The sequence below is a fragment of the Streptomyces sp. DSM 116793 genome (assembly GCF_057320905.1).
This window is the reverse complement of sequence record NZ_CM170494.1, coordinates 5747151-5762944: the sequence shown is the minus strand read 5'-3', so window position 1 is coordinate 5762944 and position 15794 is coordinate 5747151. Positions and strand designations below refer to the sequence as shown.

Sequence of the window (15794 nt, the reverse complement as noted above, 5' to 3'; positions counted from 1 at the left end):
GCCCGGGGAGAGCGGTACGTCTGCGGGCCGTCCGCCCGGGGCGCGCGGTGCGTCTGCGGGCCGTCGGCCGGTGAGCGGAGTGCCCGCGCCGGGTGGCGCGCCGGGCCGGCGGAGAAGACGAAGGTGCGGGTCCCCCAGAAGCGCAGCGCGGTGCCCAGCACCATCCCGACGCCCGCCCCGGACACCGTGTCCGCCCGTGCGGAGGTGAGCCCGAGGCCGTAGTGCGAGACGGCGATGCAGAGCAGCTGGACGACGGCGCCCGCGAGGTTGACCGCGAAGAAGGCGCAGTACCGGCGGAGCCGGTCCGTGCCCGCCCCCGGCCGCCCCCGGTAGGTGCCGAGCGCGTTGCCCGCATAGGCGACCGAGCAGGCCACGAGGAACGAGGCGGCCTTGGCGGTGAGCGGGTCGAGCCCCACGGGCCCGCGCAGCCAGACGAAGACGGCGAGGTCGGCGGCGTACGCGCACAGGCCCGCCGCCGCGAACCCGAGCACCTCGCGGGAGAGCCCGCGGGCCCGGTGCGCGGGGCGGGACGGGGGCGCGCCGGGCCGCCCCGGGCGCCGTCGCCGGGGTGCCGCGGCGCACGGGCGTGGGGCGCGCCGTCTGAGGGCCGCGGCGCTCACCAGCCGGCGACCGCGAGTCCGTACATGCCCAGCCACAGCACACCGATCACCGCGAGCGCCCGGTCGTGCAGGACCACGTCCTCCGGTTCGCCCGCCGTGCCCCGGTCGGCGAAGACGGCGTACCGCAGGACCGCGAGGGTGAAGGCGATCATGGAGAGCTGGCGCCAGGGCAGCAGCCCGGTGCCCGCGCCGGCACCGCCGCCCTCCAGGGCCCACAGACAGTACGCGAGGACCGCGGCACCGGCCGCGAGCTGCCAGACGAACCGCAGGTAGCCGGTGGTGTACTCGGTCAGCAGCGCCCTGCTGGCGCCGCCCTGCCCGGCCAGCTGCACGGCCTCGGAGTACCGCTTGGCGGAGACCATGAAGAGCGCGCCGAACGCGGTGGTGATCAGGAACCAGCGCGACAGCGGGATGCCGAGCGCGAGCCCGCCGATCATCGTCCGCATCACGAAACCCGTGGTGACGACGGTGAGGTCGACGACGAGCACATGCTTGAGGCTGATGCAGTAGGCGAACTGCATACAGACGTACGCGGTCAGCAGGGCCGCCGCGAACGGGGTGCAGTACACGGCCGCCGCCAGCGGCGCGGCCAGCGCGAGCAGTCCCCCGGCCGCGTAGGCGACCGGCACCGGCACCCGGCCCGCGGCGACGGGGCGGCGGCACTTGACCGGGTGGGCGCGGTCGGCCTCGGCGTCCCGGGCGTCGTTGATCAGGTAGACGGCGGACGCGGCGGCCGTGAAGAGCACGAAGACGACGGCGAGCCGGGTGAGCGCGGACGGCGTGAAGAGCTGGCCCGCGGCCGCGGGGGCGGCCACCACCAGGACGTTCTTCACCCACTGGCGGGGGCGTGCGGTGCGCAGCAGGCCGAGCGCGATCACCACGGGCGCCCGGGTCGCACGGCGGGCCCGGTGGCCGAGCCGCCGGGCGCTCCCGGCGGCGTCCTCCGCGCCCTCGCCGTCCGGCAGGCCGGGTCGGGACGGCCGGGTGCCGCCGAGCAGGGCGGTGCGTTCAGACATGGCGGCGGCCTTTCGGGCGGGCGTGGCGGGCGGCGGACGGGGCGAGCGGCCCGGCGACGGGCCGGCGCCCGGGGACGGGGACGGCCTGGCGTCCGGGGCCAGGGACGGACCGCCGCGCGGGGTCGGGCGCGGGCAGCGGGCGGGTCATCCAGTCGGCACCGAGGCGGGCCAGCAGGCCGCCGAGGACCGCGCCGGCCGCCACGTCGGACGGGTAGTGGACGCCGACGACCAGCCGTGAGACGCACATCGCGGCGGCGAGCGGCGGCACGAGGCGGGCACCGGTGGGCCGCAGCGCGCCGTAGACGACGGCGGCGGCCACCGCTGACGTGGCGTGCGAGCTGGGGAAGGAGTGCGCGCCCGCGGTCCGCACCAGCGGCCGTACCCGGGCCGGGCGCGGCCGGCGCACCAGCCGTTTCACGCCCATGCTGGCCAGGTGCGCGCCGGCGGTGAGGGCGGTGCCGCGCAGCCAGGCGGCGCGGCGCTCGCGGTCCACGGCGGCCGTCGCGAGCCCCGCGGCGAGCCAGAGGGCGGCGTGCTCGCCGGTCCGGGAGAGCGCGCGGGCGGCCGCGGCCACCTGCGGTCGGTCGCCGCACCGGTGCAGGGCGGTCAGCAGCCCCTCGTCCAGCTCGGCCAGCTCGGCCAGCGTGGCCCGGCTGCGCCGGGGTGGTGCCGGGGGCGCACTGCCGCCCGGTGGCCGGGCGGCGACACCGGCTGCCCCTTCGGGGTGGTGGCGATCTGCGGGAGGGTCGTGGCTGGTCGCGCGGTTCCCCGCGCCCCTTCCGGGGCGCCTGGTCGCGCCCACGCGGCAGTCCTGGTGCATGGGGCCGACTCTGCTATGCGGCTCGAAAAAAGTGACGATCCGATGGGCCGACACCCCATGAATCCCCCCAATTCAGTGATGGGGTTCGATGGACAACCACAGAATCGTTCAAAACGACCGATCCTCGACATACCGTCCCATCCATGTCCCTCGTCTCCGCCCACACCGCCGCCGGCGACCGGCTCCGCCGCATGGGCCCGGCCGCCCCCATGCCCGCCCCTGCGGACGGCTCCGCCGCCGCGGCCGGTGCCGGGGCGGGGCCGGGCACCGACCTCGGGAGCGAGACGGTCGCCGTCACCGGCTGGGGCCGCACCGCGCCCACCGCCGCCCGCCTGGTGCGCCCGGGCAGCCGTGCGGAGGCCGTGGCCGCCGTGCGGGCCTGCGCCCGGGCCGGCGCGCGTGGCGCCATCCCGCGCGGGCTCGGCCGCGCCTACGGCGACGCCGCGCAGAACGCGGGCGGCGCGGTCCTCGACATGACCGGGCTCGACCGCATCCACGTCGTGGACTCGGCGAACGGCCTGGTGCTCTGCGACGCGGGTGTCAGCCTGCACCGGCTGATGGAGGTGCTGCTGCCGCTCGGCTGGTTCGTGCCGGTGACCCCAGGCACCCGCTATGTGACGGTCGGCGGGGCGATCGGCGCGGACATCCACGGCAAGAACCACCACGGCGCGGGCTCGTTCTCGCGTCACGTCGTCTCGTTCGAGCTGCTCACCGCCGACGGCGAGGTGCGCACCGTCGAGCCCGGCACCCCGCTCTTCGCCGCCACCGCCGGCGGCATGGGACTGACCGGCGTCATCCTCACCGCGACGGTCCGGCTGCTGCCCGTCGAGACGTCCCTGATGTGCGTGGACACCGAACGCGCCACGGACCTCGACGACCTGATGGCGCGGCTCACCGCCACCGACCACCGCTACCGCTACTCGGTCGCCTGGATCGACCTCCTCGCGCGCGGTGCCTCGCTGGGCCGGGCCGTCCTCACCCGGGGCGACCACGCGCCTCTCGACGCGCTGCCCGCGCGCGCCCGGCGCGCACCGCTCGCCTTCCGCCCCGGCCGACTGCCGAGCGCGCCCGCCGTGGTGCCGGAGGGGCTGCTGAGCCGGCGTTCGGTGGGCCTCTTCAACGCGTTCTGGTACCGCAGGGCGCCCAAGGCGATGACCGGCGAGCTGCAACGGCTCTCCGCGTTCTTCCACCCGCTGGACGGCCTGCCGCACTGGAACCGCATCTACGGGCGGAGCGGCTTCGTGCAGTACCAGTTCGTCGTCGGCCATGGGCAGGAGGACGCGCTGCGGCGGATGGTGCGGCGCATCTCCGCGCGCCGCTGCCCCTCGTTCCTCGCGGTCCTCAAGCGCTTCGGGGACGCCGGGGACGGCTGGCTCTCCTTCCCGGCCCCCGGGTGGACGCTGGCGCTGGACATCCCGGCGAACCTGCCGGGCCTCGGCGCGTTCCTCGACGAGCTCGACGAGGAGGTCGCCGGCGCGGGCGGCCGGGTCTACCTCGCGAAGGACTCCCGGCTGCGGCCCGAACTGCTCCCCGCCATGTACCCGCGCCTGGACGAGTTCCGCGCGCTCCGCGCCGAGCTGGACCCGCGCGCCGTCTTCACCTCGGACCTCTCCCGCCGGCTCGGCCTGTAGTCCCCGGTGAAACCCCGTCAGCCCCTGTCGTCACCGGTGTGCACCGGTGAGTTCGGTACGTCCCGGCCTCCAAGGCCCTGTGAGGAGCACCATGAAGGACGCCTTCGGCATCCCCCAGTCCCTGCTGGTCCTGGGCGGCACCTCCGAGATCGCGCTGGCCACGGCCCGCCGCCTGATCGCCCGCCGCACCCGCACGGTCTGGCTGGCGGGCCGCCCCTCGCCCGCGCTGGAGGCCGCCGCCGAGGAGCTGCGCGGGCTCGGCGCCGACGCCGGGACGGTCCCGTTCGACGCGCTCGACCACGGCTCCCACGAGGAGGTGCTCGGCAAGGTGTTCACGGCGGGCGGCCCCGGCGGGGACGTCGACATGGTGCTGCTCGCCTTCGGCGTCCTCGGCGACCAGGCGCACGACGAGAGCGATCCGGTCGCGGCGGCCCGGGTGGCGCAGACGAACTACACGGGCGCCGTCTCCGCGGGCCTGGTGTGCGCCAAGGCCCTCCAGGCGCAGGGCCACGGCTCGCTGGTGGTGCTCTCGTCGGTGGCCGGCGAGCGGGCCCGCCGCGCCAACTTCATCTACGGCTCCAGCAAGGCGGGCCTGGACGCCTTCGCCCAGGGCCTCGGGGACGCCCTGCACGGCACGGGGGTGCATGTGATGGTGGTGCGCCCCGGGTTCGTGCACACCAGGATGACGGCGGGCCTGGCGGCGGCACCGCTGGCGACCACGCCCGCGGCGGTCGCCGCGGCGATCGAGACCGGCCTGCTGCGCCGCACCGAGACGGTGTGGGTGCCCGGCGCCCTCCGGTTCCTGATGTCGGCACTGCGGCACCTGCCGCGGCCGCTGTTCCGGCGGCTGCCGCTGTAGGGCGCGGCGCCCCGGAAGGGCCTCAGCGGGTGGGCTGCCTGCCGCACGCCGGCTGTGTGCCGTGGGCCGTCCGCGGTGACGCCTGCGGGGGGACCGTCGGCCCGCCGAAGGCGAACTCGCGCAGCTTGCGCCAGGCGCCGTCGGCGCCCTGCTCGTAGAGCCCGAAGCCGGTGCAGGACCACTCGGCCTCGTACCGGGCGAGCTCCTCGAAGGCCCGGTCCATGGCGGCCTCGTCGATCCCGTGCGCCACCGTCACATGCGGGTGGTAGGGGAACTGCAGTTCCCGGGAGACGGGGCCCGACGGGTCGCGGACCTGGCCCTGCAACCACGCGCAGGCGTCGGCCCCCTCGACGACCCGCACGAACACCACGGGCGACAGCGGCCGGAACGTCCCCGTCCCCGACAGCCGCATGGGGAAGGGCCGCCCGGCGTCCGCGACGCCCTCCAGGTGCGCCTCGATCGCGGGCAGCGCCGCCGCGTCGACCTCGGTGGGCGGGAGCAGGGTGACATGGGTGGGGATGCCGTGGGCCGCGGCGTCACCGAAGCCCGCACGCCGCTCCTGGAGCAGGCTGCCGTGTGGCTCCGGGACCGCGATCGACACACCGATCGTTACGGTCCCCACGTGGTACTCCCGTCATGTCGTCGCACTGGAACCGGCCGCCCGTCCTGGCCCGGCCCGCCGCCGGGCTTCCCCGGCCCCCTTCGACTGTACGGCCGACCGGGCGGTGGCACCCGGCGGGCGCCCGGCGGCGGACCGGAGCGCCGCACCCGGTCAGTGCTTGGCGGGCAGGAAGCCCACCTTCTCGTACGCCTGCGCAAGCGTCTCCGCGGCGACCGCGCGCGCCTTCTCCGCGCCCTTCGCCAGGACGGAGTCCAGCGTCTCCGGGTCCTGAAGGTACTGCTGGGTGCGCTCCCTGAAGGGCGTCACGAAATCGACCACGACCTCGGCGAGGTCCGTCTTGAGCGCGCCGTACCCCTTGCCCTCGTACGCCGCCTCCAGCTCCTGGACGGTGCTGCCGGTGAGGGTCGAGTAGATGCCCAGGAGATTGCTGACGCCGGGCTTGGCCTCCGGGTCGTACCGGATCACCGTGTCGGTGTCGGTGACCGCGCTCCTGATCTTCTTGGCGGTGCTCTTCGGCTCGTCCAGGAGGTTGATCAGGCCCTTCGGGGTGGACGCCGACTTGCTCATCTTGATCGTCGGGTCCTGGAGGTCGTAGATCCGGGCGGTCTCCTTGAGGATGTACGCGGCCGGCACGGTGAACGTCCTGCCGAAGCGGCTGTTGAACCGCTCCGCGAGGTCGCGGGTCAGCTCGACGTGCTGGCGCTGGTCCTCGCCGACCGGCACCTGGTCGGCCTGGTAGAGGAGGATGTCCGCGACCTGGAGGATCGGGTAGGTGAACAGGCCGACGGAGGTGCGGTCGCTGCCCTGCTTGGCCGACTTGTCCTTGAACTGCGTCATGCGCCCGGCCTCGCCGAAGCCCGTCAGGCAGTTCATCACCCAGGCGAGCTGCGCGTGCTCCGGGACGTGGCTCTGCACGAAGAGGGTGCAGCGGTCCGGGTCGAGGCCGGCCGCGAGGAGCTGGGCGGCGGCCAGCCGGGTGTTGGCGCGCAGCCCCGCCGGGTCCTGGGGGATCGTGATCGCGTGCAGGTCCACGACCATGTAGAACGCGTCGTGGGTCTCCTGCAGGGCCACCCACTGGCGCACGGCGCCGAGGTAGTTGCCGAGGTGGAAGGAGCCGGCGGTGGGCTGGATCCCGGACAGCACACGGGGCCGCGTCCCCGGTGCGGAGCCGTTCGGCTGCGGGTGGTCGTGAGAGGCGAGTGGGCGGTCAGTGGCCATGCCCATCATTCTCTCAGGTGCGTACCACCATCGGGGAACCCGATCTTCCCAGCACCCCGGCGCCGCCCGCGCCGACTCCGTACGGTCACCATCCGGGGACGGGTCCCGCACGCCCAGCCCCACGCAGGGGCCTCGTCACCGTCCCCGAGGGAGCGGACCCCGCCGGAGCCGGGCCGCCGGCCGGAGGGGGATCAGGCCGGCGGCCCGGCCGGCGGGGGATCAGGCCGGGGCGAGGCCGGGCGCGGGGAACGCCCGCATCAGCTCCCCGACCTCAGCCCTGATCTTCGCCAACGTGTCCTCGTCCCCCGCCCCCGCAGCCGTGACCCCCCGGTCGATCCACTCGGCGACCGTCGGCATGTGCTCGACCCCCAGCCCCCGCGACGTCAGCGACGGCGTCCCGATCCGCACCCCGGACGGGTCGAACGGCTTCCGCGGGTCATAGGGCACGGTGTTGTAGTTGACGACGATCCCCGCCCGGTCGAGGGCCTTCGCGGCCACCTTCCCCGGCACGTCCTTGGGCGTGAGGTCCATCAGGATCAGATGGTTGTCCGTGCCGCCCGAGACCAGCTCGAAGCCACGGGCCAGCAGCTCCTCGCCGAGCACCCGCGCGTTGTCCACCACGGCGTGCGCGTACGCGCGGAAGTCCGGCTGGGCAGCCTCGTGGAGGGCGACGGCGATGGCGGCGGTGGTGTGGTTGTGCGGGCCGCCCTGCAGCCCGGGGAAGACCGCCTTGTCGAGGGCCTTCGCGTGCTCCTCGCGGGACATCAGCATCGCGCCGCGCGGACCCCGCAGCGTCTTGTGGGTGGTCGTGGAGATCACATCGGCGTGCGGCACCGGCGACGGGTGCGCGCCGCCCGCGACGAGCCCGGCGATATGGGCGATGTCGGCGACCAGCACCGCACCGCACTCGCGGGCGATCTCGCCGAAGGCGGCGAAGTCGATGGTGCGGGGCAGGGCGGTGCCGCCGCAGAAGATCAGCTTGGGCCGCTCGGCGAGCGCCAGCTCACGGACCTGGTCGAAGTCGATACGGCCGGTGTCGCGCCGCACCCCGTACTGCACGCCGCGGAACCACTTCCCGGTGGCCGAGACGCCCCAGCCGTGGGTGAGGTGGCCGCCCATCGGCAGGGCCATGCCCATCACGGTGTCGCCGGGCTCGGCGAAGGCGAGGTAGACGGCGAGGTTGGCCGGTGATCCGGAGTAGGGCTGCACGTTCGCGTGGTCGACCCCGAAGACGGCCCTCGCCCGTTCCACGGCGAGCCGCTCCAGGGGGTCGATGTTCTGCTGCCCCTCGTAGTAGCGGCGGCCCGGGTAGCCCTCGCTGTACTTGTTCGTGAGGACGGTGCCGGTGGCCTCCAGCACGGCGGCGGAGACGTAGTTCTCGCTGGGGATCATCCGCAGGGTGTCGGTCTGGAGCTGTTCCTCCGCGGTCACCAGCGCGGCGACGGCGGGGTCGGCCGCGGCGAGGGCGGGGTGGGGAAGAGACATGCTGTCCTCCGGGGGCGAGCGGTCGTGGTCCGGTCGTGGTCCCGGCGTGCCCAGGCGGGCGGCACACCGGGGTCGTGGTTCCGGGGTCCCGCGGGCCTCCCGCGCGTCCGCTCGGGCGGCGGACCGGCACCGGGAGGGCGGCACCTCGAAGCTTCAGCCCCTGCACGGCTTCCCCAGGGTTGCTTCCCTGTGCGCCAGTCGCCGTGCGTGGGAGACAGCCTAGCCAGCGGGCCGGGGGTTGTCCCGCATCTCCCCGCCAGGGGTGCTGATCGTTCGGGTTGCTGTCGCCTCCAGGGGCTGACCGTTCGGGTCCCGTCCTCCCCCGGGGTGCTCGTGCCGACCGGCCGGGTGCCGTCCCCCACCCCCCGGGGGTGCTGACCGCTCGGGTGCCGCACATTCACGCGAAAGGTTTCTTTTCGGGCCGGACGAGCGACGATAGAAATTGGGCCACGAACCCGCATTCCGCCGTAAGAACGGAGATCCCGTGACTGGTACCGATGCGTTCATCGCCTCCGCCGCGGAACACAGCGCACGCAACTACAACCCGCTGCCCGTCGTCGTGGCATCAGCCGAAGGTGCGTGGATGACGGACGTGGAGGGCCGTCGCTACCTGGACATGCTGGCCGGCTACTCGGCGCTCAACTTCGGCCACGGCAACCCGCGCCTGATCAACGCGGCCAAGGCACAGCTCGACCGGGTGACGCTGACGTCGCGGGCGTTCCACCACGACCGGTACGCGGACTTCTGCGCGCAGCTCGCGGAGCTGTGCGGCATGGAGATGGTGCTGCCGATGAACACCGGCGCGGAGGCCGTCGAGACCGCCGTCAAGACGGCCCGCAAGTGGGGCTACCGGGTCAAGGGCGTGCCCGCCGACACGGCGCGGATCGTGGTCGCCGCCGAGAACTTCCACGGCCGCACCACCACGATCATCAGCTTCTCCACCGACCCGGAGGCGCGGGAGGACTACGGTCCGTACACGCCCGGTTTCGACATCGTGCCGTACGGCGACCTGGCCGCGCTGCGCGCCGCGATCACCGACAGCACGGTCGCGGTCCTTATCGAGCCCATTCAGGGCGAGGCGGGCGTGATCGTCCCGCCGGCCGGTTACCTCGCGGGGGTGCGGGAGGTGACCCGGTCGCGGAACGTGCTCTTCATCGCCGACGAGATCCAGTCGGGCCTGGGGCGGACGGGACGGACGTTCGCGTGCGAGCACGAGGACGTCGTGCCGGACGTGTACATCCTCGGCAAGGCGCTGGGCGGGGGCGTGGTGCCGGTGTCCGCGGTGGTCTCGTCGCGGGATGTGCTCGGGGTCTTCCGGCCGGGTGAGCACGGGTCGACGTTCGGGGGGAACGCGCTGGCGTGTGCGGTGGCGTTGGAGGTGCTGGCGATGCTGCGCACCGGGGAGTACCAGGAGCGTGCCGCGGAGCTGGGGGAGCACCTGCATCGGGAGCTGGCGGTGCTGGCGGGGGCGCCCGGGGGGTCGGTGCGGGCGGTGCGGGGGCGGGGGCTGTGGGCCGGGATCGATATCGATCCGGCGCTGGGGACGGGGCGGGAGATCTGTGAGAGCTTGGCCGGGAAGGGGGTGCTGGCCAAGGACACGCATGGGTCGACGATTCGGCTGGCGCCGCCGTTGGTGATCGCCAAGGAAGATCTCGACTGGGGCCTCGAACGACTCCGCGAACTCCTCTCCCACTAGCCGTTGCCGGCCGACAGGCTGTCGACGCCGTCGCGGCCGGCCGTCAACGCAGGCCATCTTGATCGTCGATGACCTCGACGAAGCGCAGAAGCCCCTGGCGACCGCCGGCGTGGGGTTTCTCCAGGAGCACATCAGGCACGATCGGCAAGGCGCTTCCGAGATGCGATCCTTCCCATGCCGCGGCGGCGGTCTCATCCGCGTTCGATGATCCGAACCTGATCGCGTACGGCGGGCTGGAGCCGGTGGTGCGGCCGGCCGAACGGTGCGGTCTGCCCGCGCTGGTGTCGGGGAGCAGGCTGCCCGCCTCGAAGGACGGCACCGGCGCCTTCCCTGCGGCGAAACTGGTGTCAGGCCAATGCCGCGTGGCTCGCCCCGGCGGCCCTGACCCGCGCCGCCGGCGCCCCGGCCTCCGCGTTCCATGCCAGGGCGGCCACCGCCACCATCCGTGACCGCCTGATCAACGTGCCCGCCCGCCTGGCCCGCCCCTGGATCCGGGCTCAGTCCTTCGCGTTGGAGGTGATCGCATCCAGCAGGCCAGGGAATGCGGCCTCGATCTCAGCTTCGCGGAGCACGTTGAGTGCCTGGCCCCCTTCACGGTGGGTGGCGATGACGCCTGCCTCGCGGAGAGTCCTGAAGTGGTGGCTCAATGTGTTCTTGGCAACGGAGGTCCGGAACCTGCCGCACGCAATCGGTGCGTCGGACTGTCGCAGCTGACGGACGAGGTCCAGGCGCACCGGATCTGCGAGTGCGCGCAAGACGGCGATCACCTCGAGGCGGTCGGGAGCCTGGGTTGGCGATGGCATGAGCGGGCACCTCCTTGCGTCTCAGTCTACGCCCCTGTTCGACAACCATCGAACTCAGCCTATGCTTGTTCCATGACTATCGAACAACGTCGGGGCGTGGTCACGCTCGCGCTGATCGCGGCCTTCATGGTCTTCGTCGACGGCACGATCGTGAACCTCGCCCTCGCGCAGCTGGGCGGACACCTGGACGCCTCGCGAGCAGATCTCGAATGGACCGTCAACGCCTACACGCTCTCGTTCGCTGCGGTCATGCTCGGAGCCGGCGCGATCACCGATGCTCTGGGCGCCAAGCGCGCCTTCGTGACCGGCTTGATCGTGTTCACTCTCTCCTCGGCCATCTGCGCCGCGGCGGGGTCGATGCCGGTGCTCAACCTCGCGCGGCTGGTTCAAGGGGTAGGCGCGGCGCTGTTGCTGCCGAGCGCACTGGTGCTGGCCACCGCGACCGCAACCGACGACCACGCACGGCACCGCCTGGTGGGCCGATGGGCCGCCGCCGGAGGGTTGGGGATGGCCGCCGGCCCGTTACTCGGAGGTGTTCTGGTCTCTCTTCTGGGGTGGCGCAGCGTGTTCGCGGTCAATGTCGTGATCGGCATTCCCGCGATCATCTGGAGTCTGCGCGCGATGCCCACCGTTCCCCGCCAGGACCGGCGGCTGGACCTGGCTGGCATGAGTACTGGGACCGTCCTGATCGGGGGCGTGGTGTTCGGGCTCGTCGAAGGCCCGGCACAGGGCTGGAGCAGCGCCGCTGTGCTCACCGCGATCGGCTTCGCCGTCCTCGGGGCAGTCGGGTTCACGGTCGCCGAGCGCTCCACCCGGACTCCGCTCCTACCGGTGGAGATCTACACGGACCGGGTTTTCGTGAGCACCGCCGCCCAGGGTGCGCTGTTCAACTTCGCCTTCTACGGGTTGTTGTTCGCGATGAGCCTGATGCTGCAGCAAGGTCGCGGGCTGAGCGCGATCGCCAGTGGGATGCTGTTTCTGCCCCTGACCGGGTTGATCTCGGTCGGAACACTGTTCGCTGCTCCGCTGGCCCTGCGACTGGGTCGTCGCGCGGTCCTCGGCATCGCCCAGGCGGCCCTTGTCCTCACCCTGTTGGGCGTGGCGTGGGCCAGCACCGCCGCGGCCTTGTGGCCCCTGATCGCCGCGCTGGTCCCCGCGGGATTCTTCTCAGGGGTTCTGGTCTCGACGATGACCGCGCAGTCGATCGCCATCGTGGAACCCAGCCTGCACGGCGCGGCCTCGTCGGTGTTCAACACCTCTCGCCAGGTTGGCTCCGCGATTGGCGTCGCGGTGGTGGGCCCTCTGCTCGGGACCGCGCACGCGATCGGCAATGGGTTCATCATCTGCCTGGTCCTTGGCGCGGCCGCAACCGCGGCCACGTTGGCGCTCACGGGCCTCGCACACCCGGCGCGGGTGAGAGTGCAGGCAGCCTGATGCCCGCGACCCAACCGAACAACGAGGTCGCGGGGTCGCGGCAGGTTGGCTCCGTGCACAAGAACGCGCCACTGACTGCTGAGGGCAGGCGGTGGGCACAGCCCACGGCGTACGGCGCACAGACGCACCGCCCGCACCGCGAGGCGTAGACGGGGAAGGGGGAAGAGCCACCTCCGCCCCCGCCCAGCGGCCCACGGCGTACCGCGCCTGAACGTACCGGCCCGCACCGCCAGGGGCGGGGGGAACCTCCGCCCCGCTCACCGGGGACGGGGGAAGCGGGGGGCCGGGGCCGTTCGGGGAGGGTGTCGTGGGTGGGTCAGGGGAGTGTCGCGCAGAGGGCGTCCAGCGCGCCGTGCCACGCGTGGTCCGGCGGGGTGCCGTAGCCGACCACCAGGGCGTCACGGGCAGCCGTGGTGTCCCGGGCGGCGGGGTGCCGGAAGCGGCCCAGGCTCTCCACGGCCAGCCCCCGCCACGCGGCCGCCCGCAACACCGCCCCCGCACTGCCGTCAGGCAGTTCGAGCACGGCGTGCAACCCCGCCGCGATCCCACTCACCCGCACCCCCGGCGCGCGCTCCGCGAGCGCGGCGACCAGGTGGTCGCGGCGCCGCCGGTAGTGCAGCCGCATGGCCCGGACATGACGGTCGTACGCCCCCGATGTCAGGAACTCCGCGAGCGTGAGCTGGTCGAGCACCCCGCACGACCAGTCCGAGTAGCCCTTGGCCGTGGCGACCTCCGCGGCCAGCGAGCCGGGGAGCACCATCCAGCCCAGCCGCAGACCGGGCGCCAGGGACTTGCTCGCGGTGCCGAAGTAGACCACCCGGTCGGGGTCGAGCCCCTGTAGCGCACCGACGGGCTGGCGGTCGTAGCGGAACTCGCCGTCGTAGTCGTCCTCCAGGATCACGCCACCGGTGCGCCGCGCCCAGTCGACCACCGCGGCCCGCCGCTCGGGATGCAGCGGCATACCGGTGGGGAACTGGTGGGCCGCGGTCAGCAGGACGGCCCCCGGGGCGGGGCCGGCGCCGTCGGCGGCCAGTGGGGCCACCACCGTCCCCCGCTCGTCCAGCGGCAGGGGGCGGGTGCGCAGGCCCGCCGCCGCCAGGTGGCTCCAGTGGAAGTCCAGACCGTAGGACTCGACGGCCACCTCCCGGACGCCGCGGGCGTGCAGGACGGTCGCGAGCAGGGCGAGGCCGTGGGTGAAGCCGGAGCAGATGAGGATGCGGTCGGGGTCGGTGCGCACGCCGCGGACGCGGGCCAGGTAGGCGGCGAGGGCGGTGCGCAGTTCGGCGCGGCCGCGCGGGTCGCCGTAGCCGAGCGCGCTGCTCGGGGCGGCGAGCAGGGCGCGGCGGGCCGCCTTCAGCCAGGCCGCCCGCGGGAAGGAGCTCAGGTCGGGGGTGCCGGGCATGAGGTCGTACGCGGGGCTGCCCGGTGTCCGGCGGCGGGGCGCCGGGGCCGGCGCGCGCGGGACGGCCCGGGGCGCGACCCGGGTGCCCGAGCCCTGGCGTGCGGTCAGCCAGCCCTCGGCGACCAGGTCCCCGTAGGCCTCCGCGACGGTGTTCCGGGCGATGCCCAGGTCCGCGGCGAGACCCCGGGACGAGGGCAGGCGGGTGCCGGGGGCGAGGCGGCCGCTCGCCACCGCGTCCCGCAGGGCGTCCATCAGGCCCTTGCGCACCCCGGAACCGGTGGGTTCGAGATGCAGGTCCACTCCCAGATTGGCCCATGATTCCGGCATGGAAATGGACCATACTCCTGGGCTACTCGGCTCGTAGGGTCGCATGCATGACGACCACGGACGAAACGACCACGGACGCGACGGGCGCGGCAGGCGCCACGAGCACCGCGTACTCCCCCGAGCACGCGCCCCGGATGCAGTGGGCCAAGCTGGCGCCCGACGTCTACAAGGCCATGGCCCGGCTGGACGCCGCCGCCCGCAAGGGCCTCGACCCGGTGCTGCTGGAGCTGGTGAAGATCCGCGCCTCGCAGCTCAACCACTGCGCATTCTGCCTGGACATGCACACCAAGGACGCGCTGGCCGCGGGCGAGTCGGTGGAGCGCATCGTCCAGCTCGGCGCCTGGGACGAGTCGCGGCACTTCTACACGCCACGGGAGGTCGCCGCGCTGGAGCTGACCGAGGCGGTCACCGTGCTGACGGAGGGCTTCGTGCCGGACGACGTGTACGAGAAGGCCGCCGAGCACTTCGAGGAGCAGGAGCTGGCGCAGCTGATCGCCGCGATCACCGTGATCAACGCCTGGAACCGGATGGGCGTGACGACCCGCGCCGTCCCGGGCCACTACCGGCCGGGGCAGCACGCGTGACAGCACGCACCACGCACCTCGACGCCCGGGTGCGCACCGCCATGACCGCGCTGAGCGCCGCCGCGAAGCAGGGCCTCGGCGATCCCGTGCTGGCGGAGCTGGTCCAGGTGCGCGCCTCGCAGCTCAACCACTGCGCGTTCTGCCTCGACATGCACCTCGCCATCGCCCGGCGGAACGGGGTGGACGAGCGGCAGCTCGACCTGCTGTCCGCGTGGGAGGAGGCCGAGGGCGTCTACACCGAACGGGAGCGGGCCGCCCTCGCCCTCACCGAGGCGGTCACGCTGCTGGCGGCCGCCTCCCGGCCGAAGGCCCGGGGAGGCTGCGTGCCGGAGGAGGTGTACACGGCTGCCGCCAAGCACTTCGACGACACGGCCCTGACGCATCTGATCGGGCTGATCACGGCCATCAACAGCTGGAACCGGCTGATGGTCAGCCGGCGCGTCCCGGCCGGGAGCAGCGAGTGGTGAGCGCGGTGGAGGTGTTCCGGGCGCTCCACCACGAGCGCCCGGCGGGCGACCCGCTGGTGCTGCCGGGGCCGTGGGACGCGGCGAGCGCCCGGGTGTTCGCGGACGCCGGGTTCCCGGCGCTGGCGACGCCCAGTGCGGGGATCGCCGCCTCGCTCGGCTATCGGGACGGGGCGACGCCCGTGGACGAGATGTTCGCGGCGGTCGCCCGGATCGTGCGGGCGGTGGACGTTCCCGTCTCGGCGGACCTGGAGGACGGGTACGGGCTCGCGCCGAGGGAGCTGGTGGAGCGGCTGCTGGAGACGGGGGCCGTCGGCTGCAATCTCGAGGACTCCCGCGGGGGCGTCCTCAAGGATCCGGCTGAGCACGCCGACTGGCTCGCCGGGGTGCGGGACGCCGCGGGTGGGCGGGTGTTCGTCAACGCGCGCGTCGACACGTTCCTGCACGACGAGGACGATCCCGCGCGGGCGGTGGAGCGGGCCGCGCTGTACGTGGCGGCGGGTGCGGACTGTGTCTTTCCGATCCGGGCGCCGCACACGGTGCTTCCCGCCCTGCGGGCGGGCATCGAGGGTCCCCTCAACGCGCTCGCCCGGCTCGGCGAGGACTCCCCCGCCGACCTGGGCCGGCTCGGCGCCACCCGCATCACCTTCGGCCCCGGCTGGCAGCGCCGAGCCACGGCCCTCCTCACCGCGGAGGCCACCAGGAGGACTCCTGACGGCATCCCCGGTACCCCTTAGGGGCGCGGGGAACTGCGCGATCAGCCCGCCACCGGCCGGTGGTCCGGAGGCGACCGGAACCGTCCCCTTCGGACGG

14 protein-coding genes and 2 pseudogenes are annotated in these 15794 nt (G+C 73.8%); 7 read left to right on the top strand and 9 right to left on the bottom strand.

Annotated elements, in window-relative coordinates; all coding sequences use genetic code 11:
* Window positions 1–98: 98 nt before the first annotated feature.
* The 3 genes and pseudogenes from ACSMXW_RS22605 to ACSMXW_RS22595 form a co-directional block, all read right to left on the bottom strand.
* Window positions 99–491, bottom strand: a pseudogene (locus ACSMXW_RS22605) (GtrA family protein); the annotation flags it as partial.
* Window positions 492–616: 125 nt separating this feature from the next.
* A complete protein-coding gene (locus ACSMXW_RS22600; protein ID WP_485798828.1) occupies window positions 617–1636 on the bottom strand; it encodes a decaprenyl-phosphate phosphoribosyltransferase in 1020 nt (339 codons plus the stop codon).
* A 145-nt stretch (window positions 1637–1781) separates the two neighbouring features.
* Window positions 1782–2279, bottom strand: a pseudogene (locus tag ACSMXW_RS22595) (phosphatase PAP2 family protein); the annotation flags it as partial.
* Between the two features lie 368 nt (window positions 2280–2647).
* On the opposite strand from ACSMXW_RS22595, the gene dprE1 reads away from it, so the two are divergent.
* Window positions 2648–4087 carry a decaprenylphosphoryl-beta-D-ribose oxidase gene (gene dprE1, locus ACSMXW_RS22590; protein WP_485808225.1) on the top strand — a complete coding sequence of 480 codons (1440 nt, stop codon included), beginning with the start codon at window positions 2648–2650 and terminating at the stop codon, window positions 4085–4087.
* Between the two features lie 91 nt (window positions 4088–4178).
* On the top strand, window positions 4179–4946 hold the full coding sequence (gene dprE2, locus ACSMXW_RS22585; protein ID WP_485798827.1) for a decaprenylphospho-beta-D-erythro-pentofuranosid-2-ulose 2-reductase: 768 nt from the start codon (window positions 4179–4181) through the stop codon (window positions 4944–4946).
* Between the two features lie 22 nt (window positions 4947–4968).
* Here dprE2 and ACSMXW_RS22580 read toward each other — a convergent pair whose 3' ends face one another.
* The 3 genes from ACSMXW_RS22580 to ACSMXW_RS22570 form a co-directional block, all read right to left on the bottom strand.
* Complete coding sequence (locus tag ACSMXW_RS22580) at window positions 4969–5568, bottom strand: 2'-5' RNA ligase family protein (RefSeq protein ID WP_485798826.1); 600 nt, start codon at window positions 5566–5568, stop codon at window positions 4969–4971.
* A 150-nt stretch (window positions 5569–5718) separates the two neighbouring features.
* Complete coding sequence (trpS, locus tag ACSMXW_RS22575; RefSeq protein ID WP_485798825.1) at window positions 5719–6795, bottom strand: tryptophan--tRNA ligase; 1077 nt, start codon at window positions 6793–6795, stop codon at window positions 5719–5721.
* Window positions 6796–7005: 210 nt separating this feature from the next.
* Window positions 7006–8271 carry a serine hydroxymethyltransferase gene (locus ACSMXW_RS22570; protein ID WP_485798824.1) on the bottom strand — a complete coding sequence of 422 codons (1266 nt, stop codon included), beginning with the start codon at window positions 8269–8271 and terminating at the stop codon, window positions 7006–7008.
* Between the two features lie 484 nt (window positions 8272–8755).
* Here ACSMXW_RS22570 and rocD point away from each other — a divergent pair, with 484 nt between their 5' ends.
* On the top strand, window positions 8756–9967 hold the full coding sequence (rocD, locus tag ACSMXW_RS22565; protein ID WP_485798823.1) for an ornithine--oxo-acid transaminase: 1212 nt from the start codon (window positions 8756–8758) through the stop codon (window positions 9965–9967).
* 43 nt (window positions 9968–10010) lie between these two features.
* On the opposite strand, the gene ACSMXW_RS22560 is transcribed toward rocD, so the two are convergent.
* Complete coding sequence (locus ACSMXW_RS22560; protein WP_485798822.1) at window positions 10011–10286, bottom strand: hypothetical protein; 276 nt, start codon at window positions 10284–10286, stop codon at window positions 10011–10013.
* A gap of 178 nt (window positions 10287–10464) precedes the next feature.
* A complete protein-coding gene (locus ACSMXW_RS22555; protein WP_485798821.1) occupies window positions 10465–10770 on the bottom strand; it encodes an ArsR/SmtB family transcription factor in 306 nt (101 codons plus the stop codon).
* 72 nt (window positions 10771–10842) lie between these two features.
* Between ACSMXW_RS22555 and ACSMXW_RS22550 the strand changes: the two genes are divergently transcribed.
* A complete protein-coding gene (locus ACSMXW_RS22550; protein WP_485798819.1) occupies window positions 10843–12204 on the top strand; it encodes an MFS transporter in 1362 nt (453 codons plus the stop codon).
* 316 nt (window positions 12205–12520) lie between these two features.
* Here ACSMXW_RS22550 and pdxR read toward each other — a convergent pair whose 3' ends face one another.
* Complete coding sequence (gene pdxR, locus ACSMXW_RS22545) at window positions 12521–13933, bottom strand: MocR-like pyridoxine biosynthesis transcription factor PdxR (protein WP_485798817.1); 1413 nt, start codon at window positions 13931–13933, stop codon at window positions 12521–12523.
* Between the two features lie 47 nt (window positions 13934–13980).
* On the opposite strand from pdxR, the gene ACSMXW_RS22540 reads away from it, so the two are divergent.
* From ACSMXW_RS22540 to ACSMXW_RS22530, 3 genes are read left to right on the top strand one after another with little or no spacing between them, the layout of a single operon-like run.
* Window positions 13981–14517, top strand: coding sequence for a carboxymuconolactone decarboxylase family protein (locus ACSMXW_RS22540; protein WP_485798815.1), 537 nt, complete (start codon window positions 13981–13983; stop codon window positions 14515–14517).
* Window positions 14514–14984 carry a carboxymuconolactone decarboxylase family protein gene (locus tag ACSMXW_RS22535; protein ID WP_485798813.1) on the top strand — a complete coding sequence of 157 codons (471 nt, stop codon included), beginning with the start codon at window positions 14514–14516 and terminating at the stop codon, window positions 14982–14984. Before ACSMXW_RS22540 ends, ACSMXW_RS22535 begins: the two co-directional genes overlap by 4 nt.
* The gene (locus ACSMXW_RS22530; protein WP_485798812.1) at window positions 14981–15718 is read left to right on the top strand and encodes an isocitrate lyase/PEP mutase family protein; all 738 of its coding nucleotides are present in this window, start codon (window positions 14981–14983) and stop codon (window positions 15716–15718) included. Before ACSMXW_RS22535 ends, ACSMXW_RS22530 begins: the two co-directional genes overlap by 4 nt.
* Window positions 15719–15794: the final 76 nt, after the last annotated feature.